This window comes from Catenovulum agarivorans DS-2 (assembly GCF_000568405.1).
Classification (GTDB): domain Bacteria; phylum Pseudomonadota; class Gammaproteobacteria; order Enterobacterales; family Alteromonadaceae; genus Catenovulum; species Catenovulum agarivorans_A.
The window spans coordinates 100,197-123,758 of sequence record NZ_ARZY01000007.1 but is presented as its reverse complement, the minus strand read 5'-3'; the positions used below and the strand labels follow the sequence as shown (position 1 = coordinate 123,758).

The window sequence follows — 23,562 nt, the reverse complement described above, 5'->3', positions numbered from 1 at the left end:
TTAAACTCTTTTAAATTCGCACAGTTAACTACTAAGCTTAACCAAGAATCTAAAGATTACAACTCACAATCAAAAAGCCCGCAGTTAAGCGGGCTTTGTCGGCTTAACTTATTCTGCAGCACCCAGCGGGCGCATATGCGGGAATAAAATTACATCTTTAATGGTTGAACAATCGGCAAATAACATCACCAAACGGTCAATACCTATACCTTCACCAGCTGTTGGTGGCAAACCATACTCAAGCGCAGTAATGTAGTCAGCATCGTAGTGCATTGCCTCTTCATCACCGGCATCTTTTTCTTCAACTTGTTTGCGGAAACGCGCAGCTTGGTCTTCAGCGTCATTTAATTCTGAGAAACCATTGGCTAATTCACGACCACCAACAAAAAATTCGAATCTGTCAGTTACAAATGAGTTATTGTCGTTACGGCGCGCCAGTGGTGATACTTCCCACGGATATTCAGTGATAAAAGTAGGTTGCATTAATTGATGCTCAGCAACCTCTTCAAATATTTCGCATAAATATTTACCTGGACCCCAAATGCCATCTTGTTCAGGCTCTTTAATATGCAACTGTTTTGCAATTGCTTTTAACCCTTCTAGATTGTCTTGTGGGTTGTTAATCACATCAGCGTCTAATTCCGGTGCATATTTCAATATCGCTTCTGACATTGACAATCGCGCAAACGGTTTACCAAAATCATACTCAATCGTTTCAATAACTTCGCCTTCTTCATCACGCTTGGTATTGGTGATAACACTTGAACCTAACACATCTTCCGCTAACGTACGCAACATGTCTTCGGTTAAGTCCATTAAGTCATTGTAATCGGCATATGCTTGATAGAATTCAATCATAGTGAACTCTGGGTTATGGCGCGTGCTTAAACCTTCGTTACGGAAATTTCGGTTAATTTCAAACACACGCTCAAAACCACCAACCACTAAACGTTTCAAATAAAGCTCAGGGGCAATACGTAAAAACATTTCTATGTCTAATGCATTGTGGTGAGTTACAAATGGTTTTGCCGTTGCACCGCCAGGAATGGTTTGTAACATTGGCGTTTCAACTTCCATAAAACGGCGAGACGTTAAATAGTTACGAATTCCGCTGATGATTTTTGAACGAATTTGGAATACATCTCTTGTCTGTTCATTGATAATCAAATCAACATAGCGCTGACGATACTTCGTTTCTTGATCAGCCAAGCCATGATATTTTTCTGGCAACGGACGCAAAGACTTGGTTAATAATACATAACTATTCATATGTACGTACAAGTCGCCTTTACCTGACATACTTACTGGTCCACTCACACCAATAATGTCACCAATATCAATGTTACCGTATTTTTCTTTTAACTCTTTTTGCACTTGTTTGTCTGCATAAGCTTGAATACGACCAGACATATCTTGCAATAACATAAACGGCCCACGTTTAGCCATTACACGACCAGCTACCGCCACTTGGTTGTCTTCAGCTTGCAAAGTTGGTTTGTCTTTATTGCCGTGCAATTGCTGTAAGTCGCCAGCATAATGAGAGCGCTCAAAATCGTTTGGGTGGCCGTTTGCTGAGCAGTTTTCACGAATACTCGCTAACTTGGCTTTGCGCTCAGCAATCAATTTATTCTCTTCTTGATTCGATAAGTTTTGTTCAGACATTTTAATGTTCCTGACTCAATAATTTAGGTTTACAAACCAGCTTTGAGCGCTGCTTGTATAAATGGGTCTAAGTTGCCGTCCAACACTGACTGTGTATTGCGGTTTTCAACTCCAGTTCTTAAATCTTTTATTCTGGCGTCATCCAGTACATACGAACGGATTTGGCTACCCCAACCGATGTCCGATTTACCATCTTCCATTGCTTGCTTTTCTGCATTTTGTTTTTGTAGCTCAAGCTCATACAGTTTTGCTTTTAACTGTTTCATTGCTTGATCTTTATTCTTATGCTGCGAACGATCGTTTTGACACTGTACGACTGTATTGGTCGGTATATGTGTAATACGAACCGCTGAATCCGTACGGTTTACGTGCTGACCACCAGCCCCTGATGCTCGATATGTATCTATACGCAAATCAGCCGGATTAATATCAATTTCAATATCATCGTCTACTTCCGGATAAACAAAAGCAGATGCGAAAGAAGTATGACGGCGATTACCAGAGTCAAATGGAGATTTTCGAACTAGGCGATGCACGCCCGTTTCAGTCCGCAACCAACCATAAGCATATTCACCAGACACACGGACCGTAGCCGATTTTAATCCGGCGACTTCCCCTTCAGAAACTTCAATTAACTCTGCTTTAAAACCATGAGCTTCTGCCCAACGTAAATACATACGCAACAGCATACTGCACCAGTCCTGCGCTTCAGTACCACCTGAACCAGATTGTAGATCAATATAACAATCACTTGCGTCTTGTGGGCCGCTAAACATTCGGCGAAACTCTAATGTTTCTATCTTTTGCTCGAGTTCAGCAAGTTCTTGCTGTGCTTCGTTAAAGGTTTCTTCGTCTTCAGCTTCTACCGCTAATTCGAGTAAGCCATCAACATCTTCTAACCCTTGGGTTAGATCATCAATGGTTTTAACAATGACCTCTAAACTTGATCTTTCTTTACCAAGTGCTTGTGCCTTTTCAGGCTGGTTCCATACGTCAGGGTCTTCGAGTTCGCGCGAAACTTCTTCTAATTTCTCAGCTTTTTGTTCATAGTCAAAGGTACCCCCTAAGCAGCTCTGTTCGCTCTGCTATATCTTTGATTTTGTTTTGAACTGGATTAATTTCAAACATCAATTTTTCCATTGTGGCAGGGTGAAAATTTAAGCCGCGAATTGTATCGAAAATTCACGGCTTTGAATAGGTAAAAAGCGGGTTATTCCTCATCCTCCTCATATGGATAAATATAACCTTCGTTTACCAATGCACTAAATAGTTCAAGGTTTGCTGGTAGCTTGAATTGCTCGGTTAACTCAGCAGTTGGATAATCGAGTTTATCTGCGAGCAAACGAATAAATTCGTCGCTACATCCTTGGCTATCAACCCACTCCCCATTGATAAACAGCTGCCCTTGAATCGTCAGTATACGCAGCCCACCCGTTCTCAACCAAGTTGACACTTGTTGATTGATTTCAACAATGTCGTCTACCTCAAAACTAGGCTCGGGTAATTGTAAATCTAAATCATGTTTTGCTTGGGTTAAATAACCACCCAACCATTTATTGACTTGTTGTGGTTGTTTCAAGCTAAGTTTAACCAACTCAACTAACTTATCTGCTTCAGCGGTTGTGACATCACCAGCAAATTGACTTAACTGCAATTGCGGATCTTGATACCTTTGTTTAAAACATTCTTCTTGCAATGCAAAGTCGGCAAAAGATGACAGTAAATCTTGTTGGTTTGGCGCCCGAAAACCAACTGAGTAGTTTAAAGCGGGTTCGATTGCATATCCTTCATGTGGGCATCCCGGTGGAATATACAGTACATCACCGGGTTCAAGAACGGCATCAATACAAGGGTTAAATCCGGCCACTTGTAATAAATCTGGATGTGGCAATTTTGACTCTAATGGTTGTTTGTCCCCCACCTTCCAGTGACGTTTACCCATACCTTGAATAATAAACACGTCGTATTGATCAACATGGGCGCCGACTCCGCCGCCAGGCACAGAAAAACTAATCATCAAATCGTCAATACGCCAATTTGGGATAAAGCGAAATGGTTCTAACAATTGCGCACTCTGCATATGCCAATGATCAACTGCCTGTACCAATAAGCTCCAATCTGTGTCGCCAAATTGTTCAAACTGCTCAAAAGGCCCATGTTCAACATGCCAACCATTATCTTGCCGCTGAACAACTCGACTCTCAATTTCAGTTTCTTGTGCCAAACCCGCCAACTCGTCAGCACTCAGAGGGTCAATAAAGTTTTTAAATAAACCTTTAAGCAGCACTGGCTTTTTTTGCCAATAGCTGGTTAAAAATTCTTCGGGGTTGAACTGTTCGAACTGATACATAAAAATGCCAGATGCCAATACACTATTAGTGCATGATTATAAACCAAGTTCGCTACAGGCCCTAGGGCCTGTTTATCTTTGTATTATTTGTGCGTTAAAAATTGCTCTAACTCTGCAAGTTTAAAATCAAAAATTTGATTCAATGAATTTATTGCTTCGGTTGCTAAAGAAAAGTAGTTCTTCGCATCTAGTTGAATTTGTTCACATTCAACTAATTCATGCTCAATAACCGAACATAAATAACGCGTTTGTTTACTAGCATGTTCAATTAGACTTTGTAATTTATGTTGATTATGACCTGAATGATTTTCTTTTAACTGCGCATAGGTTATTTCGGCTGTTTCAGTAATTTTTTGCCGTAAAAAACCCAAACGGATCTTTTCAACACGATTGCACTCTTTGACTGTTGCAACCCCTGTGCCTAATGCCCGAGATTGACCAACACATTCGCTCACCTGCAACAACTCTCTCCACAACAAACTGATATCTGGAAATTCGCCTAATTGCTCGGCCGTTAAAAAGTGACTCTCTGCAATATCTTCTAACAAATAAAGCATGTTGCCGATCAACTGAGTATGCTGCTTAAAACTATTATCCGCTGTTAAAGTGGTTGCAGAGCCTGATAGGCGTTTCCAATGCTCTGTGTAACTAAACCATCGCTCGTAAGATTTAATTGGATGTTCATTTTCTATTGCTAATGTTGTTTGTGCTATTTTACGTTGTAATTGCTGAATATCGCCGATAACAGATGCGTCGCCACGCAAATAGGCGCTGCACCAACCGCGATGCTGCTGAATACTCGTGATTAGTTGTTTTACTTGAACTATGGTGCCAACACCTTCTACTTGCAGTATCCTAGTTTTACGCTTTTGCCGAAGAACAAAAAAGACCAACAAAGCGACAACCAACAACCCAAGCACAATGGGTAAAACTTGATGAAAAGTCATTTTTCAATCCTTATACTTTAACAGCTGATTGGGTTAAGTTTTTTAAATGTTCAGCAACCTTTGCTGCTTGCTCGGCAACTCTTGAGTTGTCTTGTGCACCTTCAACCACCCGCTCCACATGCTGAGATATTTCTTGGGTCGCCATATTTTGTTGCTCAGCATTTGCCGAAATAATGTGAATTTGGTCTTGTACACTTAATGTTTGCAAACCAATTTGCTCTAAAACCTCGTCTGTCTCAGTTGCTGTTAACAAACAACTAGAACTTGAATTAACCACATGTGTCATTGCATCTGTAACCTGATGGCTCTGTTCTCGCACTAAATTCACATTACTGATTATATTGTTGGCGGCATCATTGCTGCGCTGCGCCAAAGCCCTAACTTCTTCAGCAACCACTGCAAAACCTCGGCCAAAGTCACCTGCTCGCGCGGCTTCTATCGATGCATTAAGGGCTAATAAATTGGTTTGAGCAGAAATATCTTGGATAGATTGCGACATGACAGCTACTTTTTCCGCTAAGTCATCTAGTGAGCTCATTTGCCCTTGGGTTTGTTCAGCTTGTTGCTTCACCGCTTTTATTTCGGAACGTAAATTTTTAACGCAACTTTTGCCATGTTCGGTAACTGATTGCGCTTCTTTAGAACTGGTTAAAACTCGATTAACTTTATCAACGACTTCAGCCAAAGATTGACTCATTTCTAATATGGCTGCGGCAGTTGAAGTTGTAGAATCCGATTGTTTTTTAACGTTGGCCGAAACTTGATGAGCAGATTCTATGACCTGAGCGGATGAGTGCTCAACTTCACTCATGCGTTCTGAAAGGTTGGTTTTAACCCGAGTTAACTCACGTAAAGTTTCAACCAAACGCTCGATAGGTCGACCAAGCGCAACAGTTTGCAATTCTAGTTTACGATAGTCGAAACCATCTGCTTGACTAGACCTTAATTTAATTTCTAAGGCTTTCAATTCACCTAGAATGGCAACTAGCAAGCTAGCAAAAAAGTACGCCACACAAAATGCAAATACACTAAACAATATCTCAGGCATCCAAAAATAGCCTGATAAAGTAAAAATTAGGATGAACCAATATATCCAAGCTGTTTTACGAATTCCGATATTTTTAATCATAAAACATGCTGGCTGCGCCATTACAGATCTCATACACTACCTCTCAGCGTTGTTACTGGTAATGTAGCAATTAAAATGCCAGATTAAATAAACACTGTAATAGCCAAATATGGTGCAGACTTGTTTAAAAAACTCGAATTAAAACAATAATACTTCAAAATGGCGTTGCAAAAAAGTAACAACAAGCCGTTAAGTCACCCGTTTCAAAATCACCGACAGCGACCATCAGCACCAAAAAGGTGCACTACAAAAACCATTAAGGTAATTGTGCTATTCGATTATTGCTTGATTAACGCCTTGCTTAGCTGTTGTTGGATAGGAGGTTTACATGCTGTAGCGGATTCGCTCAGCGAAACTTGCACCAAAACATCCGCTTTGATGCAAGTTTAATATTAATCTAAATCTTCACCTAAGCGCTGTTGTAAGTTAGGCAATAATTTATCAATTTGAGCTTGAGTAATAGACGTTAGGGTCAAATCATTAAATACGATGTAAGTCTGCTGACCATCTTTAATCAATTCAATGACATAATCGCCTTTTTCAAGGCCCAATAAGCCTTCGTCATCACCAAATAACGTCGCCCAGAATCCTGAATTATCACTCTTAACCTTGGCATGCACTCGACCCTGTATCTTGTTTACATCCGTCATTAACAAACCAAAATAATCTAATGCTTCAATGGTTCTTATCCAAGCGTGCTCGTAACCAGCTTTAACCACTACAGCTGGATCGCCATTCGGAGCTTGACCCGTGGTAACTTCAACACCCTTGACATATTGAGTTCGGCGATTTTCCGCATCGAGTCTCAATCTGTATTCAAAATGACCTGAAATCAAGTTAAGCGTTTGTGTCGCCAACGAAATATCATCTAACAAGAAGATTTGTTCATCTTGCTCATCAAATAAGCTTTGTCTGTCAATCAACTCCACCGTCAACGATCCTGAGCGGCCATGTGGTTTCATCTTGACCCAAAAACGATATTTTTGTTGTTCTACTGGGTATTCACTCTTCCATAAACCCCAGCCTTGTTCACGCTCAACAACCAACCAATCCGATTCAGCCACCCCGTCGCTACGGTTATCTTTGCTAAAACCAACACCTTGTTTTGCTAAATAGCCGCTAACAGCATTCCAAATGGCTTCTTCAAGGTTGTCTATTTGTTCACTCTGTTCAAACCAAATAGTCGTTCTTGGGTCGGCATCATCTATATGACTCGCCGTCACAATTGGCGTGATCAATCTAGGTGGAAAAATTCCAACCTGCTTGCCCGTTTCACCATTGAGCTTACGCTGATAATCTATCTCAAACTGAGAGCTGGTTTCTGGTGCTACTTTATCAGCAGGGATCTTTAACGTGGCATTGGGTTTTGCTGATTGATAAGCAAAACTACCATCTGCTTTATTGGGTTTACCAGCGCACCCCGCCAAGGATATGGCGATTACACTTGATACAATCCAGTGACAGCTTTTATTAATCATTTATAAAACCTGATTGTCGTAAAGCTTGTTCGATTACTTTTTGTGAATTTGGTTCAGGTGGTAACAAAGGTAATCTGAAAACACAGTGTTTGATTTTATTCATGCGATACATAGCCCACTTAACAGGAACTGGGTTCGACTCAACAAATAAATCTCTATGTAAAACCTGTAGGTTGTCGTCTATCTCTTTTGCTTGCGCATATTGCCCCTCTGCACATAAATTGCAAATACTGGCAATTTCAGCGGGTGCAACATTAGCAGTTACAGAAATAACACCGTGACCACCATTTTGTAAGAATGCAAAAGAAGTTTCATCATCACCACTTAACAAACTAAAGTCGTTAGGCACTAACGCTTTAATCTCTTTTAATCGTTCAATGCTTCCTGTTGCTTCTTTAATACCAATTATTTTCGGGTGCTTAGATAGGTGCGCAACCGCTTCTGGCAATAAGTCGACCGCACAACGACCAGGAACATTGTACAAAATTTGTGGGATGTCACTGCACTCAGCTATCGCTTCGAAGTGAGCGATTAAACCTTTCTGTGAGGGCTTATTGTAGTATGGCGTTACATTTAAAAATGCATCAATACCAGAATTAGCCATCAACTTGGTTAATTCAATCGCTTCTGATGTTGAATTAGCACCATTGCCAGCCAAAACTTTAATGCGGCCAGCGGCTTGTTTGACGACAGTTTCAACAACTTTAACATGCTCATCTACTGGCAAGGTCGCAGATTCACCCGTTGTCCCTACTGCTACAACACCATGGCTGCCAGCATTGACGTGAAATTCTACTAATTGTTCAAGACTTTGATAATCCACCGTGCCATCTTCATGCATAGGTGTAATTAACGCAACAATACTTCCTCGGATCATTTAATGCCCCCATAAAATCAAGCGCTCTATGGTAATGGTGAGCGAGCAGAAAGACAATAATTAACCTGCATTTTGAAAAGATTAATTATAGTTTTTTGTTAAAAATGCAATCATACGGTACATTTTTCGTGCAAACAGCACTTCACAGTGAACTTCTTGGCTGCAATTAAGGTAGAATTAACTGAACAATAACTCAATATAGGATTCTTAAGTTATGCAATATTTAGCACAAGGTAGCCAAGCACCAGATTTTACTTTGTTAAACCAAGACGAAAAATCAGTCAACTTGGCGGAAACACTGAAAGATCACCAGGTTTTAGTTTATTTTTATCCAAAGGCATTAACACCTGGCTGTACCACCCAAGCCTGCTCTTTGCGTGATACCAAGGCTGAGTTATTAGAAAAACACAATACGGTTGTATTTGGATTAAGTCCAGACGAACCTAAAAAACTGCGTCGATTCCAAGAAAAACACGATCTAAACTTTGATTTGTTATCGGATATAGACCACAAAGTCGCAGACGACTTTGGCGTTTGGGGATTAAAGAAGTTTATGGGCAAGGAATATGACGGTATTCATCGAATCAGTTTTTTAGTCAACCAACAAGGGGTTGTCGAAAAAGTGTTTGATAAGTTTAAAACTAAAGACCACCACCAAGTTGTATTAGATTTTTTAAACGAGAATGCCTAACTCTGTTTGTTAGGGCTCATTAGCCCTAACACTGACCTATATAGCATCTGCCGTATGTTCTGGTTCTTCTATTGTTGGCCACGCATTAATGACTGCTTTGACTAAAGTAGCCAATGGAATCGCAAAAAATACCCCCCAAAAGCCCCAAATGCCACCAAAAAACAGCACAGCAATTATAATAAAGACTGGGTGCAAATTAACCGCTTGAGAAAACAGCACTGGTACAATCACATTACCATCCAACGCTTGAATGACCGCATAAACAATCATTACATACCAAAACTCAGGTGAAACACCAAATTGAAATAACGCCACCACGGCGACGGGTATCGTTATCACCGCAGCACCTATATAAGGGATCAATACAGATAAACCAACTCCGACACCGAGCAATACGGCATAACGTAGATCCAGTAATAAAAATGCAATGACTGATACAGTGCCAACTATGATAATTTCAATTGCCTTGCCTTGTATATAATTACCAATTTGTTGATTCATCTCAGCCCACACTCTAATTGCTAAGCGACGGCGTTTGGGTAACAAAATACGCATTTGGCGCAACAATTTATCTTTGTCGAGCAGCATAAATAATACCAACAAAGGCACAAGTACAAGGTAAACTAATAAAGTAACAATAGTCACCAGTGAATTCAGGGAAGCAGTGACCAACCCTTTCCCCGTGTCGACCAGCTGCTGTTTTAATGAGTCGACTATGTTCTTAATTTGTTCTGCATTTATGTAACCTTGATATTCAGGCGGTAAATTCAGCAGATAATCTTGTCCTTGCTGCAATATAATCGGAATTTCAGAAATTAAGTTGGTCATTTGTTGCCATATGTGTGGCGTCAGCCCCACTAATAAAGTAAATGCAATACATCCAAAAACAACTAAAACACTGACAACAGAAATACTACGACGCACGCCCAAATCTACTAGCTTGCTTACCGGCCACTCGAGCAAGTACGCTATCACCAACGCGACTATGGCTGGTGCAAGTATGTCGCCTAGATACAATACAACCGCAAATAAGAACAATAGTATAAAAACTAAAGTAACTGCATCTGGATCAGAAAATCGATTGTTGTACCATTGTTTTATCAAATCAAACATAAATAACTTCCCTGGGTAGACGCTTGTCTACATAGTTAACAATTGAGCTTGCAGCGCTTGAATATCATCTCGATATTTTGCCGCTTGTTCAAATTCTAAATTTCTTGCGCATTCAAACATTTGTTGTTCTAGTTCTTTGACCTGTTTAGTCAACTCTTCAACTGTTTTCACCGTATATTGAGCTTTTTTATCGCTTACTTTGCGCAATTTAACTTGCTGTGCATTTGCAGGCTCATCATCATACCCAAGATCCATAACATCCGTGATCTTTTTGTTGAGCGCTTGTGGGGTAATACCGTGTTGCACATTATATGCTTGCTGCTTCTCGCGCCTTCTATCAGTTTCATCAATCGCTCTTTTCATCGATTTAGTAATAGAGTCTGCATACAATATCGCTTTACCGTTTAAGTTACGAGCGGCCCGCCCTATGGTTTGGATTAACGAGCGTTCTGAGCGTAAGAAACCTTCTTTATCAGCATCTAAAATCGCAACTAAAGACACTTCTGGCATATCCAACCCTTCTCGCAGTAAGTTGATGCCAACCAACACATCAAATTTGCCGAGGCGCAAGTCTCGAATAATCTCCATTCGTTCAACTGTGTCTATATCAGAGTGTAAATATCGCACTCTAATATCATGGTCATTTAGATAATCTGTTAAATCTTCAGCCATTCGTTTGGTTAGCGTGGTACACAATACCCTTTCGCCCAACTCAATACGCTTACGCGCTTCTGACATCAAATCATCTACTTGGGTGGCGACAGGCCTAACTTCAATTTCTGGGTCGATTAGCCCCGTTGGTCTAACAACCTGTTCAGCAATATCACCTTGCGACTTTTCAACTTCATAGGCACTTGGTGTTGCCGACACATAAATGGTTTGAGGTGCAAGCTGCTCAAATTCTTCAAATTTAAGCGGACGATTATCCAAAGCTGACGGTAACCTAAATCCGTACTGGACCAAATTTTCTTTGCGCGCTCGATCCCCTTTGTACATTGCGCCTAACTGAGGCACAGTAACATGAGATTCATCAATGATCATAATGCCATCTTCTGGCAAATAATCGATGAGAGTTGGTGGTGGCTCGCCTTCTGCTCTACCCGACAGGTATCGCGAATAGTTTTCGATTCCCGAACAATAGCCTAATTCAAGCATCATTTCTAAGTCGTATTGGGTTCTTTGACTTATGCGCTGCTCTTCAATCAACTTATTCATGTCACGAAATTGAGCTAAGCGCTCTTTGAGCTCAAGTTTTATTTTATCGATTGCATCTAAAATCTGCTCTCGAGGTGTAACATAGTGTGTTTTAGGATAAACCGTGGTACGGGCTAAATTGCGCGATACCTCTCCCGTCAACGGGTCAAATACGCTAATGCGCTCTATTTCTTCGTCAAATAACTCAACACGAATTGCATCACGCTCAGAATCTGCTGGAAAGATATCGATGACATCGCCACGGACGCGATAAGTACCACGCTGAAAATCTACATCATTGCGAGTGTATTGCATTTCAGCCAAACGCCTTAATATGCCACGTTGCTCAATAATGTCACCTTGGCGCAAATGCAACAACATTTGCATATATGACTGAGGATCACCCAAACCATAAATAGCCGAAACAGAAGCAACAATTATAACATCACGTCTTTCCATCAAGGCTTTTGTGGCAGATAAACGCATTTGTTCAATGTGATCATTTATTGAAGCGTCTTTTTCTATAAAGGTATCGGTAGAAGGTACATAAGCTTCTGGCTGATAATAATCATAATAAGAGACAAAATATTCCACAGCATTATTTGGGAAAAATGCTTTCATCTCGCCATAAAGCTGCGCGGCGAGTGTTTTATTTGGCGCTAACATAATGACAGGTCGTCCTAACTCAGCTATCACGTTCGCCATGGTAAAAGTTTTACCTGAACCGGTAACCCCTAATAGAGTTTGGTGGGCCAAGCCACACTCTAAACCTTCAACTAACTTTGCTATCGCAGCGGGTTGATCACCACTTGCAACATAATCAGAAACGAGTTCAAACGTTTTAGAGGTCATAACTACACCTACACTTCAACTGTACGAAAATAGCGGTTAAAACTAACATAAGACACACCTGCCATCAGTATATTACCAACAACACAGCCGATAAACAGACCTAAAATTCCAAACATCAAACCACCAATGTATGCACACGGCACATAAAATACAAATAAGCGCAATACACTTAGTTTAAGAGCGGTAGATGGCAAATGCAGCGCATTAAACGATGAATTGGTTAAGATAACGATACCTTGCAACCCATAACCTAGTGGCACTATCCACATAAAAGTTTGAATTGTTTGTTGAACTTCAACCTCTTGAGCAAATGCACTGGCGATAATAGGTGCGAAAATCGCAAGCAATATAAAAACCCCCAATTGCCAAAGCAATACAAACTTGCAGCAGAGTTTATATGCAAGCTGCACACGTCCGTGCTGGCTTGCCCCTAGATTCTGACTAATAAACGGTGGTAATGTCATCGACAATGCTAAAACCAACATACATGCAATTGATTCTATGCGGCTCCCAACCCCAAAAGCAGCAACGGCTTCATGGCCATATGTAGCCACTATTGCTGTCAGTATCGACATTGCAATTGGTGTTAACATGTTGGCGCCTGCCGCGGGTAGACCTATCTTGAGTATGGTTTTTGTTGCTTGTACAAATGCACTGCTTTTGGGTACAGCTAAGTCGATTAACTGGCGACGATTAGACAATAAATACAGCATAGTAGCGGCACCAATCATCCATGCGATTAAACTGGCTATTGCTGCTCCTTCAATACCCCAACCTTCAAACGAGCCAATACCAAAAATCAGTATTGGATCTAACATTGCATTAATTGCACCGCCCAATGCCATCACCATGCTAGGAGTTTTTGTATCACCAGATGCTCGTAAAATGGCATTTCCGACCATAGGGATCACCAGAAACACCGAACTAAAATACCAAATTTTCATGTAGGCAATAACAAACGGCTGAGTATTATCATCACTGCCAAGCAACTTAAACAAGGGGTCAATAATAAACCAACCTATGGTTGATAAAGCCGCTACCAACAAAACAGCCACAATTAAAGCGGTTGTCGCTTGATCTTTGGCTAAATGATAATGTTTTTGTCCTATGGTTTTAGCAATAACGGCAGACGTGCCAATACCCAAACCTATATTTAAACTAATAACGGTAAAAGTAACTGGAAAGGTAAAACTAATTGCGGCCAGTTCATGTGTTCCCAATAAACTAATGAAAAAGGTATCAACTAAATTAAAAGACATTAATGCGATCATGCCCATCACCATAGGAATGGTCATATCTTTTAACGTTTTTCCTATCGGCGCTGTAAGCATATCTCTGCTATTTCGACTGCTTGACACTAAAAACCACCAAAATGTGCTTGCTCTGTTTCTGATGGCGCTAGTTTACGTGATATAAGGCAAATCAGCGAGTGGTCAACCTTAATAAGCTTAATTTACGTTGAAATATTTAGAGAATGAGGGTCAAAGGCGGTTATTTAACTGTTTTACCAACTGTAGCAATTGTTAATATTGAGTAACACAGCTAAATCACTGTTTTAACAAAGAGCGACTAAGCTAGCCAATATAGTGTAACCAAATAATTTATAGTTAAGCCTTGACGGCGGATATATGCACAAGATACGTGCAAACTTTGAACGACTGGGTACTAAAGCAACGATTTTGCTCGGTATAGATTAAAAAATCACAAACCCATGTTTTTATTAACTTTTTTAAATTCAATCTATTTTTTCAAAAATAACTATTGACACAGTAGCCATGGGGCATTGCTAAAGATATTCCGTTTTGTTCACACAGTTATCCACAACTTTAGTGGATAACCAAAGCAACCCCAGTATCCATATAGTCTAGCAAGCTAAACTGAAACTTTTTGTACACAATTTGACTGTTTCTAAATATCTATTAGTCAATAACCAATTTAGTGCAACTTTTATCTTTACTCGGAAATTGCCAATAGAAAACTGCTATTAATGAATAGCTTGTTAGATTTTTAAGCTGAAGGTAGCAAAAAACCAAGGTTTATCTAAACAGGCTTTAAAGCAATGCGGAAACAGGCGGCTGCAGCCAATATAGCGTGTTTATAAATTAATCAGGCTTAAAAATAACTTAATTTCCGACAATCATGCTAAAACTGCACAACAATCGAACAGTAGAGCGTAAAAAATAAGCGTTCGCAATTATTTTGAGATTTTTGTAAAAAACTTTGTTGACAGCACCCACGACTATCATTAAGATGCGCCTCCGTTGACGAGATGTTCCCCCTTAGCTCAGTTGGTTAGAGCGACGGACTGTTAATCCGCAGGTCCCCCGTTCGAGTCGGGGAGGGGGAGCCAACTTGTTAACTGCTAATTTATTGTTCCCCCTTAGCTCAGTTGGTTAGAGCGACGGACTGTTAATCCGCAGGTCCCCCGTTCGAGTCGGGGAGGGGGAGCCAACTTGTTAACTGCTAATTTATTGTTCCCCCTTAGCTCAGTTGGTTAGAGCGACGGACTGTTAATCCGCAGGTCCCCCGTTCGAGTCGGGGAGGGGGAGCCAATAATCTTCCAAGACCTCTTCTCATTTTGTTGTAATTTGTTAGTTTAAAAGAATACAGTTGCGTTAAAAACAAACAAAAGATACCATTTCAGTTATCACAAGGAACGACCTCATAACAATAAACGTGTGATGGAGTATTAAGTTTAATGAACATATTTCAACGGATCCTAATTCAAAATCTAGTTTTTCTTCTTATATTAGTCAGTTGCAGTGCGATCACTATTTGCACTGTTTATGAAAATCACCTGCAACAACGACAACTTGATCATGTCACTCAGTTAAATCGCCTATTTGAATTTGATAAAAGCACACCTAAACAACTGGTCAAAAACTTAAAAACCAGTTTTGATTATCAATGGTTGAAAGTTGAACGCCTGAGTGGTGAAGTTGAGCATATTTATGACGCTAACCAACAAGGCTTTATTTTATCAAAAATGTTAGCCGAGCTTTTGGGTTCAAAAATAGAATCACAAACCTATGCAAACCAATTGGCCGATATTCGTATTAGCTTTGTTTTGTCGAGCCGTACCGAATACCAGTTGATTGATTCATTGATATATGCCCTCGCCTTACTGTTTTTAGCGCTAACTTTTATCAATGCAATTATCAGCAGAAGTATCTTAAGTCGAATTATTGCCAAGTCTGTCCATCATATCGTGCGGTCATTTAACCGAACTCAAGGCAATGAGCCAGAGAAAATCCCAACTCACGTATTGCCTGGTGAGTTTAGAGAATTAGCAGATCAATTAAATGAATTACGCTCACAACTAAAAGGACAGATTGACCATTGGCAACAATCTGCCGAAAGTTATCGGCATGAAGCAACTAAAGACGAGCTCACAGGATTAGGGAACCGTTTAAGTTTTGTCGAAGATCTTGAAAACCTGCTTTCAGATGAGGAAGAAGAAAATTTTGGTGTGCTAGTTGTTACCCGGGCCTCTGAACTGCAAAATATCAATCAAAATCGTGGATATGAAACAGGTGACCAATATGTTTGTGATGTCGCACAAAACATTCAACGTGTCGCCAATAACTATAAAAATGTCCGTTTGTACAGAATAAATGGCTCTGATTTTGCTTTGCTCATACCGCATGTAACCATTAAAGAAGCACATAACTTTGCACAAAACTTATTCGGCCGCTTTACTGAACTACAGCAGATATTAGAAACCAATAGTATTGGTTATAGCGGTATTGTCCCCTACCAAGCTGGCGATTCAATGGGTGAGTTATTAGCCCTAGCGGATACCGGAATTAGCATTGCATTAACCAAACAGACCAATGGTTGGCACATTCAAAACGACAAATCGATTTTGAACAGTGTAAGTGCCAAATATGGTAACCAAAACTGGAAATCGATAATTGATGAGGTAATCGACAAACAGCATGTAAAACTCTATTACCAACCGATACAGCCTGCGAATAAAACCGCTAAAGTTTATTCCGAAATCCTCGCGCGCTTTGTTAATGCTCAAGGAGACGTATTACCCACCGCCTCTTTTGTCGCGATGGCGGAAAAAATGGATAAGATTATCGATATCGACAAACTAGTTGTAGATGCAACGATTAAAACAATTCAAAATAAAAATTTAAACAACCAATTCTTTGCGATTAATCTAACTGCTCGCTCAGCGCACGACGAACAATTTTGCGTTTGGCTTGAGCGCCGCTTGTTAAGAGATTCAATGATTAGCGCCAAACTGGTATTTGAAGTTTCCGAGTTCGGCTTACAACAAAATATTCAAGCCTCGCAAAGGTTCATTGGCATGTTGCATCGAACAGGTGCGCGCCTGACAGTTGAACGTTTTGGCGTTGGCTTTACCTCGTTTAAATTCTTTAGAGATATTAAACCAGACTTCATCAAAGTCGACGGTAGTTATAGCCGTAATATTGATGAAGACAAAAACAATCAATATTTCTTACGTGTTATCGTTGACCTCGCCCACCGCTTGGGTATTTCTGTATTGGCCGAAAGTGTCGAAACTCAAGAAGAAAAGCATGCTTTAGAACACATATTTGTCGATGGAACACAGGGTTATTTCATCGGTAAACCAAGCGAACTGTAAAATATTCGGCAATTAATTTAAAAACCATGTGCAACACAAGTTGTTAATTGCCGAACAAATAACGATAATACGCGCTTAATTTGGCGGTTCAGCCAAAAATACAATTTTTCCGTAAAGGTTATGACTGAATATCTACTGTTATTTGTTGCTACCGTTTTGGTAAATAATTTTGTCTTAGTTAAGTTTCTAGGCTTGTGTCCTTTTATGGGGGTTTCTGGCAAGGTAGAAACCGCTATAGGCATGTCGATGGCCACTACTTTTGTGCTAACACTGGCATCAATCGCCAGTTATTTGGTTGAGCAGTACATATTACAACCGCTCGATATTACATTTTTGCGAACTCTGGCTTTTATTTTAGTTATTGCGGTGGTTGTACAGTTCACTGAAATGGTTGTGCAAAAAACCAGCCCAGCATTATATCGACTGCTTGGGATATTTTTACCCTTAATCACCACTAACTGCGCAGTACTGGGTGTTGCTTTGTTAAACTTAAATGAGCGACACAACTTAATTGAATCCGCCGTATATGGTTTTGCGGCAGCGATTGGCTTTTCGTTGGTTCTAATTCTGTTTTCAGCAATGCGAGAGCGTATTGCCGCTGCGGATATCCCAGCCACGTTTAAAGGTAGTGCAATTGCAATGGTAACAGCAGGATTGATGTCACTGGCATTTTTAGGATTTACAGGGTTAATCAAGCTGTGACTATATTTATTTACGCTTTAATCGCTATTGGCGCATTAGCGATCATTTTTGGAGCCTTACTAGGCTACGCACAAATTCGCTTTAAAGTAGAAAGTGATCCCTTAGTCGATCAATTAGACGAGATACTACCACAAACCCAGTGCGGCCAGTGTGGTTATCCAGGCTGCCGCCCCTATGCTGAAGCAATTGCAAATGGTGACGATATTAACAAATGTCCACCAGGCGGAGACGCGACCATCAAAAAACTAGCGGATATGATGGGTGTTGAACCCAAACCTTTGGTTGGAAGCGAAGACAATGCTGAAGAAGAGCCTGTAAAAAAAGTCGCGTATATACGAGAAGATGAGTGCATCGGCTGTACTAAGTGCATTCAAGCCTGCCCAGTTGATGCGATTGTTGGCGCAGCTAAACATATGCACACAGTTATTATTGACGAGTGTACTGGCTGTGATTTATGTGTTGAGCCCTGCCCTGTTGACTGCATTGATATGTTACCAGTAGAAACAAAACCAGAAACTTGGCGCTGGAAGTTACAGTCTATTCCTGTGAAAACCATATAAATACGTCGCATTAAGTTGGAGAATTCGTGGAATCTTTAATTGAAAAAATTAAATCTGGGTATTTATGGGACTTTCCTGGGGGGGTGCACCCACCAGAACGAAAATCACTGTCGAATGAGCAGGCGATAGGTAAACTTCCACTACCCGAACTGCTGTATGTTACGACCAAACAACATATAGGCAAAGCGGCCCATTTGATTGTGCAAAAGGGCGATAAAGTAAAAGCAGGCCAGACATTGTGTGCGGTTCAAGGGCCCATGGAACTGCCCATTCATGCGCCAACTTCAGGTGAAGTAGTAGATATTAAATCGCATCCGATCGCCCATGCTTCGGGCCTGTCTGCTGAAACAATTGTTATCAAACCTGATGGGCTTGACACTTGGGTAGAAAAACAGCCAACCGCGAACTACCATGAATTAACTAAGGTTGAACTGGTCGATAAACTAAAAAGTGCTGGCATTGCTGGTTTAGGTGGCGCAGCATTCCCGACATATGTAAAACACAGTAATTCACAACCAGTTGAAGTGCTGATTATCAATGGTGTTGAATGTGAGCCGTATATCACTGCAGACGACAGGCTCATGCGTGAATATGCAGCTGAAATTGTCTCTGGTGTGGAAATTTTTACCCACTTGCTCCATCCCAAAGCTGTGGTTATCGCTATCGAAAACAACAAACCTGAAGCAATTGCCGCAATAGAAAAAGCTTGTGAAGGGAAAACTCAATTTCATGTCCGAGCGATTCCGACCAAATATCCAGCTGGCGGCGAAAAGCAATTGATTCAAGTTGTCACTGGTTTAGAAGTACCTACAGGTGGTATTCCATCTGATATTGGAGTTGTTACCCAGAATGTCGGCACAGCATATGCTGCTTACAAAGCCGTGGTTCATGGCGAGCCATTGACTGAACGAGTCGTTACCGTTACGGGTGAACAAGTTAGCAAACCTGGCAATTATTGGGTGAAGTTAGGAACTCCTGTTGAATTTGTATTAGCACAAGCCGGCTATCAAGCAGCGCGACCTGAACATTTGATTATGGGTGGGCCAATGATGGGCTTTAATATCCCAAATAAGCAAATGCCCGTCAGTAAAATTACCAATTGTATTTTAGCCCCTAGTACCAGCGAATTACCTTTACCAGAAGACGAACAGAATTGCATTCGCTGTGGTTATTGTGTTGATGTGTGCCCAGCTAACTTGTTGCCACAACAACTATATTGGCACACTAAAGCCAAAGAATATGAAAAAGCACAAGAATATAAGTTGATCGATTGTATTGAATGTGGCGCCTGCGCATATGTATGCCCAAGTGAAATACCGCTCGTACAATATTACCGTGTGGCTAAAGCTGATATTAAAACCCAACAAATTGAACATGAAAAAGCCGAAAAAGCGAAAGAGAGATTTAATGCTCGAAACGAGCGCTTAGAAAAAGAAAAACAAGCTCGGTTGGACAAACACAAACAAGCCGCTCAAGCACGTAAAGCGGCGATGGAAAAAGATCAAGGCGCTAAAGACAAAGTTGCTGAAGCACTAGCACGTGTTCAAGCTAAGAAGAAGCAAACTGATTCTGCAGCTCAACCCGAACCTGCTTCACAAAATGATGCAAAATCAAAAGCGCAGGCAGCAATAGAAAGAGCAAAAGCGCGGAAAGCTGAACAAGCCAAAGCACAACAATCTGAGGCTGAACCAGCTGAGCCTGCGCAAGCAGAGCAACCCGCAAACGATGCAAAAGCTAAAGCCCAGGCCGCCATTGCAAGAGCAAAAGCACGGAAAGCTGAACAAGCCAAAACACAACAATCTGCCTCAACAGATACGCCACCGACACAAACAGACAAGCCTGAAGCAGCTTTAGACAAAGACGCCCGAATTAAGGCCGCAATTGCCAAAGCCAAGGCCAAACGTAAACAACTTGGAGAAGATCAGTAATGAATTTTCGAGTCGCCAGTTCACCGCATAACCACGTGAAAAACAAAACATCTCGGGTGATGGCACTAGTGGCGCTAGCTTGTATTCCAGGCATTATCACCCAAGTTTGGTACTTCGGTTTTGGCACACTGTTTCAAATATTACTCGCAGTTTCTACCGCAATCATTGCAGAAGCATTGTGCTTACAACAACGTGACTACCCGGTTAAAAAACGTCTAAAAGACAATAGTGCGTTGTTGACTGGGCTATTATTAGGTATCAGTCTGCCTCCCCTAGCCCCTTGGTGGATAGCTGTCATCGGCAGTTTATTTGCAATTATAATAGCCAAACAAATCTATGGTGGTTTAGGGCAAAACATCTTTAATCCAGCCATGGCTGGCTATGTCGCTTTATTAGTATCTTTTCCACTATCTATGACTCTATGGCTGCCCCCATTGAGTTTGGTTGAATACGACATAACCCTTTTCGATACCTTAATGCTTATTTTCACTGGCTATAGTGAAACAGGTTATTCATTGGCGCAGCTGCGCGTTGACCTTGATGGATTTACCATGGCCACGCCATTAGATACGGTTAAAACAGGATTAACCAATCAGCAAACCTTTTCTGAACTCAGTCAGTTGAAAATATTCTCCGAGCAACTCGGCATCGGCTGGACAGCGGTCAATTTAGCCTATTTATTTGGCGGTCTAGTACTGATTTGGATGAAGGTTATCAGCTGGCGTATCCCACTAACCTTTTTAGTCAGCTTATTTTTATTAAGCTGGGTTGCCCATGTCGTCAGCCCTGATGGAGCGGCTAGTGCCAGTTTGCATCTGTTATCAGGTGCAACTATGTTTGGTGCATTTTTTATTTTGACCGATCCGGTTTCAGCTTCCACAACACCAAGAGGAAAAATCATCTTTGCATTACTGGTCGCGTTACTGGTATTTTTAATTCGTCAGTATGGCGGTTACCCTGAAGCAATCGCCTTTGCGGTGCTGCTAGCCAATATGTGTGTACCATTAATAGACTACTACACCAAACCTCGGGTGTATGGTCATGCAGCACGATAAAGAGAACACTTTAGCATGATTAACATTAACCCAATTAGTAAAGCGAGTTTAATTTTGGCGGCATTTGCTTTGGTCACAACTGGCTTAGTGGCTTTAACGCACTTACTCACTAAAGATACCATCGCGCAAGCTCAAGAAAATGCAATTCAGCAAACGATAAATCAGCTGGTACCCGCTGATTTGTATAATAATGCGATTGCCCAAGACTGTATCATTAAACAAGACACAAACGGACAAACGATTCGAGTGTTTCGAGCTAGATTAGAGCAAACTCCAGTAGCCACAGTCATCGAGTCAATTGCACCAAATGGCTACAATGGCCGAATAGATTTATTGGTCGCACTGGACAGCAAATACAAAGTGCTAGGTGTTAGAACGGTCAAACATAATGAAACGCCTGGGTTAGGTGATAAAATCGAACTGAAAAAATCAAATTGGATAACTCATTTTTCAGGGCTGTCTTTAACCGAACAAAATGAAAAAAATTGGGCAGTTCGCAATGACGGAGGCATGTTTGACGCGTTTACAGGTGCAACCATTACCCCTCGTGCTGTTGTTGCTGCTGTGAAAAATACCTTGGAGTGGGCAAAAGACCAATCACTTTTTCAGCCCGGACTTGAATGTGGAGATCAACAATGAACCAATACCAAGAAATCAGCTGGCAAGGGTTATGGAAAAATAATCCCGCATTGGTTCAAATGCTTGGTTTGTGTCCACTATTAGCTGTGACCAATACAGTTGTTAATGCAATCGGTTTAGGCTTAGCGACCTTATTTGTTTTAGTCGGCTCAAATGTAACAGTATCTATCGTTAGAAACTGGATCCCCAATGAAATCCGCATTCCTGTATTTGTAATGGTCATAGCATCCTTAGTTACTATGGTTCAATTACTGATGAACGCCTATACATATCAGTTGTATCAGACACTTGGGATATTTATCCCACTCATTGTAACTAATTGCGCCATTATTGGTCGAGCCGAGGCATTCGCATCAAAAAACTCAGTCCCTTTTGCTGCATTCGACGGATTAATGATGGGCAGCGGCTTTTTATTGGTACTGGTTATATTAGGCGCTGTTCGAGAAATTCTAGGCAATGGCACCATTTTTCAAGGTGCTGAACAGTTGTTTGGAGATGTTGCAGCAGAATGGACCATCCATTTGTTTACCCCTGAACAAAGTTTTCTACTTGCAATTTTACCCCCAGGCGCATTTATTATTATGGGCTTGATAATAGCGGTAAAAAACAAATTTGATAAACGCATTGAACAGCTCGTGATTGGTGAACGCCAACAACAAACGATTGAAAGAGCAAGAGTGACCACAGAGTAAAACGATAACAGCTAAGATGAATAAACAAAAACGTTTAGAAATACTCCAGCGTCTGCGTGACGCTAATCCAAACCCAACCACTGAGCTGGAATTTTCAACCCCGTTTGAATTACTGGTTGCAGTTACTCTGTCAGCGCAAGCGACCGATGTTGGCGTAAATAAAGCGACACGTAAACTCTTCCCTGTTGCTAATACACCAGAGAAAATTATTGAATTGGGTTTAGACGGACTCAAAAGCTACATAAAAACCATTGGCTTGTATAACAGCAAAGCAGAAAATGTTATGAAAGCGTGCAAGATGCTGGTCGAAAAACACAACAGCCAAGTACCCCAGAGTCGAGAAGCTTTAGAAGCTTTACCAGGCGTTGGCCGCAAAACTGCCAATGTTGTATTGAACACCGCTTTTGGCTGGCCAACCATAGCTGTTGATACCCACATATTTAGAGTTTCTAACCGCACTAAATTTGCGATGGGCAAAAACGTTGACCAAGTCGAACAAAAGTTACTTAAAGTTGTACCAAAAGAGTTTAAAGTTGACGTTCATCACTGGTTAATATTACATGGCCGTTATACCTGCGTAGCACGTAAACCTCGTTGTGGTTCATGTATTATCGAGGACCTGTGCGAATTTAAAGAAAAGACAGAAATATAGGATTAGATATGAGAATTCTCCACACCATGTTACGTGTCGCTGACTTAGATAAATCAATCGAGTTTTATACTCAAGTGATGGGCATGAAGCTTTTGCGTAAACATGACAACCCTGAATACAAATACACGTTAGCTTTTATCGGGTACGCTGACGAGTCAGAACAAGCTGTGATTGAATTAACCTATAACTGGGGTGTTAGCGAGTACGATTTAGGAACAGCCTACGGCCATATTGCTATTGAAGTGGATGATGTATACCAAGCTTGTGAGAAAATCCGCAAAGCAGGTGGTACAATTTCGCGTGAACCGGGTCCAGTTAAGGGTGGCACAACAGAAATCGCTTTTGTCCGTGACCCAGACAACTACGCGTTAGAGCTTATTCAAAAGAAATCAGATAATAAACTGTAACGCTAAAAGGCCATTG

Annotated in this window: 20 protein-coding genes and 3 tRNA genes; 13 read left to right on the top strand and 10 right to left on the bottom strand. The window is 41.0% G+C overall.

The window, feature by feature from the left end; translation table 11 throughout:
• Positions 1 to 108: 108 nt before the first annotated feature.
• The 7 genes from lysS to dapA form a co-directional block, all read right to left on the bottom strand.
• On the bottom strand, positions 109 to 1,662 hold the full coding sequence (gene lysS / locus DS2_RS05930) for a lysine--tRNA ligase (RefSeq protein WP_035013741.1): 1,554 nt from the start codon (positions 1,660 to 1,662) through the stop codon (positions 109 to 111).
• Positions 1,663 to 1,691: 29 nt separating this feature from the next.
• A protein-coding gene (gene prfB / locus DS2_RS05925) for a peptide chain release factor 2 (RefSeq protein WP_152537549.1) occupies positions 1,692 to 2,790 on the bottom strand; the annotation gives its coding sequence in 2 pieces (ribosomal slippage) (positions 1,692 to 2,714 and positions 2,716 to 2,790; 1,098 coding nt in all).
• Positions 2,791 to 2,872: 82 nt separating this feature from the next.
• Positions 2,873 to 4,012, bottom strand: coding sequence for a cupin domain-containing protein (locus DS2_RS05920; RefSeq protein WP_035013739.1), 1,140 nt, complete (start codon positions 4,010 to 4,012; stop codon positions 2,873 to 2,875).
• A gap of 83 nt (positions 4,013 to 4,095) precedes the next feature.
• Complete coding sequence (locus DS2_RS05915) at positions 4,096 to 4,959, bottom strand: nitrate- and nitrite sensing domain-containing protein (RefSeq protein ID WP_051479656.1); 864 nt, start codon at positions 4,957 to 4,959, stop codon at positions 4,096 to 4,098.
• A gap of 10 nt (positions 4,960 to 4,969) precedes the next feature.
• A complete protein-coding gene (locus DS2_RS05910) occupies positions 4,970 to 6,121 on the bottom strand; it encodes a methyl-accepting chemotaxis protein (protein ID WP_051479655.1) in 1,152 nt (383 codons plus the stop codon).
• A 359-nt stretch (positions 6,122 to 6,480) separates the two neighbouring features.
• Positions 6,481 to 7,566 carry an outer membrane protein assembly factor BamC gene (gene bamC, locus DS2_RS05905; protein WP_035013738.1) on the bottom strand — a complete coding sequence of 362 codons (1,086 nt, stop codon included), beginning with the start codon at positions 7,564 to 7,566 and terminating at the stop codon, positions 6,481 to 6,483.
• The gene (gene dapA, locus DS2_RS05900; RefSeq protein ID WP_035013737.1) at positions 7,559 to 8,443 is read right to left on the bottom strand and encodes a 4-hydroxy-tetrahydrodipicolinate synthase; all 885 of its coding nucleotides are present in this window, start codon (positions 8,441 to 8,443) and stop codon (positions 7,559 to 7,561) included. The genes bamC and dapA overlap by 8 nt, the downstream gene beginning before the upstream one ends.
• 214 nt (positions 8,444 to 8,657) lie before the next feature.
• Between dapA and bcp the strand changes: the two genes are divergently transcribed.
• Positions 8,658 to 9,134, top strand: a complete 477-nt coding sequence (gene bcp / locus DS2_RS05895) for a thioredoxin-dependent thiol peroxidase (protein WP_035013736.1) — start codon at positions 8,658 to 8,660, stop codon at positions 9,132 to 9,134.
• Between the two features lie 36 nt (positions 9,135 to 9,170).
• On the opposite strand, the gene DS2_RS05890 is transcribed toward bcp, so the two are convergent.
• The 3 genes from DS2_RS05890 to DS2_RS05880 are packed head-to-tail and all read right to left on the bottom strand — an operon-like array spanning position 9,171 to position 13,624.
• Positions 9,171 to 10,247 carry an AI-2E family transporter gene (locus tag DS2_RS05890; protein ID WP_035013735.1) on the bottom strand — a complete coding sequence of 359 codons (1,077 nt, stop codon included), beginning with the start codon at positions 10,245 to 10,247 and terminating at the stop codon, positions 9,171 to 9,173.
• Positions 10,248 to 10,274: 27 nt separating this feature from the next.
• Complete coding sequence (gene uvrB, locus DS2_RS05885) at positions 10,275 to 12,293, bottom strand: excinuclease ABC subunit UvrB (RefSeq protein ID WP_035013734.1); 2,019 nt, start codon at positions 12,291 to 12,293, stop codon at positions 10,275 to 10,277.
• Positions 12,294 to 12,301: 8 nt separating this feature from the next.
• A complete protein-coding gene (locus DS2_RS05880) occupies positions 12,302 to 13,624 on the bottom strand; it encodes an MATE family efflux transporter (RefSeq protein ID WP_051479654.1) in 1,323 nt (440 codons plus the stop codon).
• Between the two features lie 942 nt (positions 13,625 to 14,566).
• Here DS2_RS05880 and DS2_RS05875 point away from each other — a divergent pair.
• The 12 genes from DS2_RS05875 (at position 14,567) to gloA (ending at position 23,546) form a co-directional block, all read left to right on the top strand.
• Positions 14,567 to 14,643 (top strand) — tRNA-Asn (locus DS2_RS05875).
• A gap of 24 nt (positions 14,644 to 14,667) precedes the next feature.
• Positions 14,668 to 14,744: transfer RNA gene (locus DS2_RS05870), tRNA-Asn, on the top strand.
• Between the two features lie 24 nt (positions 14,745 to 14,768).
• A tRNA-Asn gene (locus tag DS2_RS05865) sits at positions 14,769 to 14,845 on the top strand.
• Between the two features lie 146 nt (positions 14,846 to 14,991).
• Positions 14,992 to 16,911, top strand: coding sequence for an EAL domain-containing protein (locus tag DS2_RS05860; protein WP_035013732.1), 1,920 nt, complete (start codon positions 14,992 to 14,994; stop codon positions 16,909 to 16,911).
• A 120-nt stretch (positions 16,912 to 17,031) separates the two neighbouring features.
• Positions 17,032 to 17,613: an electron transport complex subunit RsxA gene (gene rsxA, locus DS2_RS05855; RefSeq protein WP_035013731.1), complete on the top strand. Its 582-nt coding sequence runs from the start codon at positions 17,032 to 17,034 to the stop codon at positions 17,611 to 17,613.
• The gene (gene rsxB / locus DS2_RS05850) at positions 17,610 to 18,173 is read left to right on the top strand and encodes an electron transport complex subunit RsxB (RefSeq protein WP_035013730.1); all 564 of its coding nucleotides are present in this window, start codon (positions 17,610 to 17,612) and stop codon (positions 18,171 to 18,173) included. The genes rsxA and rsxB overlap by 4 nt, the downstream gene beginning before the upstream one ends.
• 26 nt (positions 18,174 to 18,199) lie before the next feature.
• Positions 18,200 to 20,101 carry an electron transport complex subunit RsxC gene (rsxC, locus tag DS2_RS05845; RefSeq protein WP_035013729.1) on the top strand — a complete coding sequence of 634 codons (1,902 nt, stop codon included), beginning with the start codon at positions 18,200 to 18,202 and terminating at the stop codon, positions 20,099 to 20,101.
• Positions 20,101 to 21,156: an electron transport complex subunit RsxD gene (gene rsxD / locus DS2_RS05840; protein ID WP_035013727.1), complete on the top strand. Its 1,056-nt coding sequence runs from the start codon at positions 20,101 to 20,103 to the stop codon at positions 21,154 to 21,156. Before rsxC ends, rsxD begins: the two co-directional genes overlap by 1 nt.
• Before the next feature lie 15 nt (positions 21,157 to 21,171).
• On the top strand, positions 21,172 to 21,795 hold the full coding sequence (gene rsxG, locus DS2_RS05835) for an electron transport complex subunit RsxG (RefSeq protein WP_035013726.1): 624 nt from the start codon (positions 21,172 to 21,174) through the stop codon (positions 21,793 to 21,795).
• Complete coding sequence (locus tag DS2_RS05830) at positions 21,792 to 22,487, top strand: electron transport complex subunit E (protein ID WP_035013725.1); 696 nt, start codon at positions 21,792 to 21,794, stop codon at positions 22,485 to 22,487. The genes rsxG and DS2_RS05830 overlap by 4 nt, the downstream gene beginning before the upstream one ends.
• A gap of 16 nt (positions 22,488 to 22,503) precedes the next feature.
• On the top strand, positions 22,504 to 23,139 hold the full coding sequence (gene nth / locus DS2_RS05825; protein ID WP_035013724.1) for an endonuclease III: 636 nt from the start codon (positions 22,504 to 22,506) through the stop codon (positions 23,137 to 23,139).
• Positions 23,140 to 23,147: 8 nt separating this feature from the next.
• Complete coding sequence (gloA, locus tag DS2_RS05820; RefSeq protein WP_035013723.1) at positions 23,148 to 23,546, top strand: lactoylglutathione lyase; 399 nt, start codon at positions 23,148 to 23,150, stop codon at positions 23,544 to 23,546.
• The last annotated feature ends 16 nt before the right edge of the window (positions 23,547 to 23,562 follow it).

What these genes read in the sequence shown, in the direction of transcription:
- gloA (WP_035013723.1), top strand. Translation starts at nt 23,148, where the DNA reads ATGAGAATTCTCCACACCATGTTACGTGTCGCTGACTTAGATAAATCA.
- DS2_RS05920 (WP_035013739.1), bottom strand. Translation starts at nt 4,012, where the DNA reads ATGTATCAGTTCGAACAGTTCAACCCCGAAGAATTTTTAACCAGCTAT.
- DS2_RS05830 (WP_035013725.1), top strand. Translation starts at nt 21,792, where the DNA reads ATGAACCAATACCAAGAAATCAGCTGGCAAGGGTTATGGAAAAATAAT.
- lysS (WP_035013741.1), bottom strand. Translation starts at nt 1,662, where the DNA reads ATGTCTGAACAAAACTTATCGAATCAAGAAGAGAATAAATTGATTGCT.
- rsxG (WP_035013726.1), top strand. Translation starts at nt 21,172, where the DNA reads ATGATTAACATTAACCCAATTAGTAAAGCGAGTTTAATTTTGGCGGCA.
- bamC (WP_035013738.1), bottom strand. Translation starts at nt 7,566, where the DNA reads ATGATTAATAAAAGCTGTCACTGGATTGTATCAAGTGTAATCGCCATA.
- rsxD (WP_035013727.1), top strand. Translation starts at nt 20,101, where the DNA reads ATGAATTTTCGAGTCGCCAGTTCACCGCATAACCACGTGAAAAACAAA.
- DS2_RS05910 (WP_051479655.1), bottom strand. Translation starts at nt 6,121, where the DNA reads ATGAGATCTGTAATGGCGCAGCCAGCATGTTTTATGATTAAAAATATC.
- uvrB (WP_035013734.1), bottom strand. Translation starts at nt 12,293, where the DNA reads ATGACCTCTAAAACGTTTGAACTCGTTTCTGATTATGTTGCAAGTGGT.
- rsxA (WP_035013731.1), top strand. Translation starts at nt 17,032, where the DNA reads ATGACTGAATATCTACTGTTATTTGTTGCTACCGTTTTGGTAAATAAT.
- bcp (WP_035013736.1), top strand. Translation starts at nt 8,658, where the DNA reads ATGCAATATTTAGCACAAGGTAGCCAAGCACCAGATTTTACTTTGTTA.
- DS2_RS05880 (WP_051479654.1), bottom strand. Translation starts at nt 13,624, where the DNA reads ATGCTTACAGCGCCGATAGGAAAAACGTTAAAAGATATGACCATTCCT.
- dapA (WP_035013737.1), bottom strand. Translation starts at nt 8,443, where the DNA reads ATGATCCGAGGAAGTATTGTTGCGTTAATTACACCTATGCATGAAGAT.
- nth (WP_035013724.1), top strand. Translation starts at nt 22,504, where the DNA reads ATGAATAAACAAAAACGTTTAGAAATACTCCAGCGTCTGCGTGACGCT.
- DS2_RS05890 (WP_035013735.1), bottom strand. Translation starts at nt 10,247, where the DNA reads ATGTTTGATTTGATAAAACAATGGTACAACAATCGATTTTCTGATCCA.
- DS2_RS05860 (WP_035013732.1), top strand. Translation starts at nt 14,992, where the DNA reads ATGAACATATTTCAACGGATCCTAATTCAAAATCTAGTTTTTCTTCTT.
- DS2_RS05915 (WP_051479656.1), bottom strand. Translation starts at nt 4,959, where the DNA reads ATGACTTTTCATCAAGTTTTACCCATTGTGCTTGGGTTGTTGGTTGTC.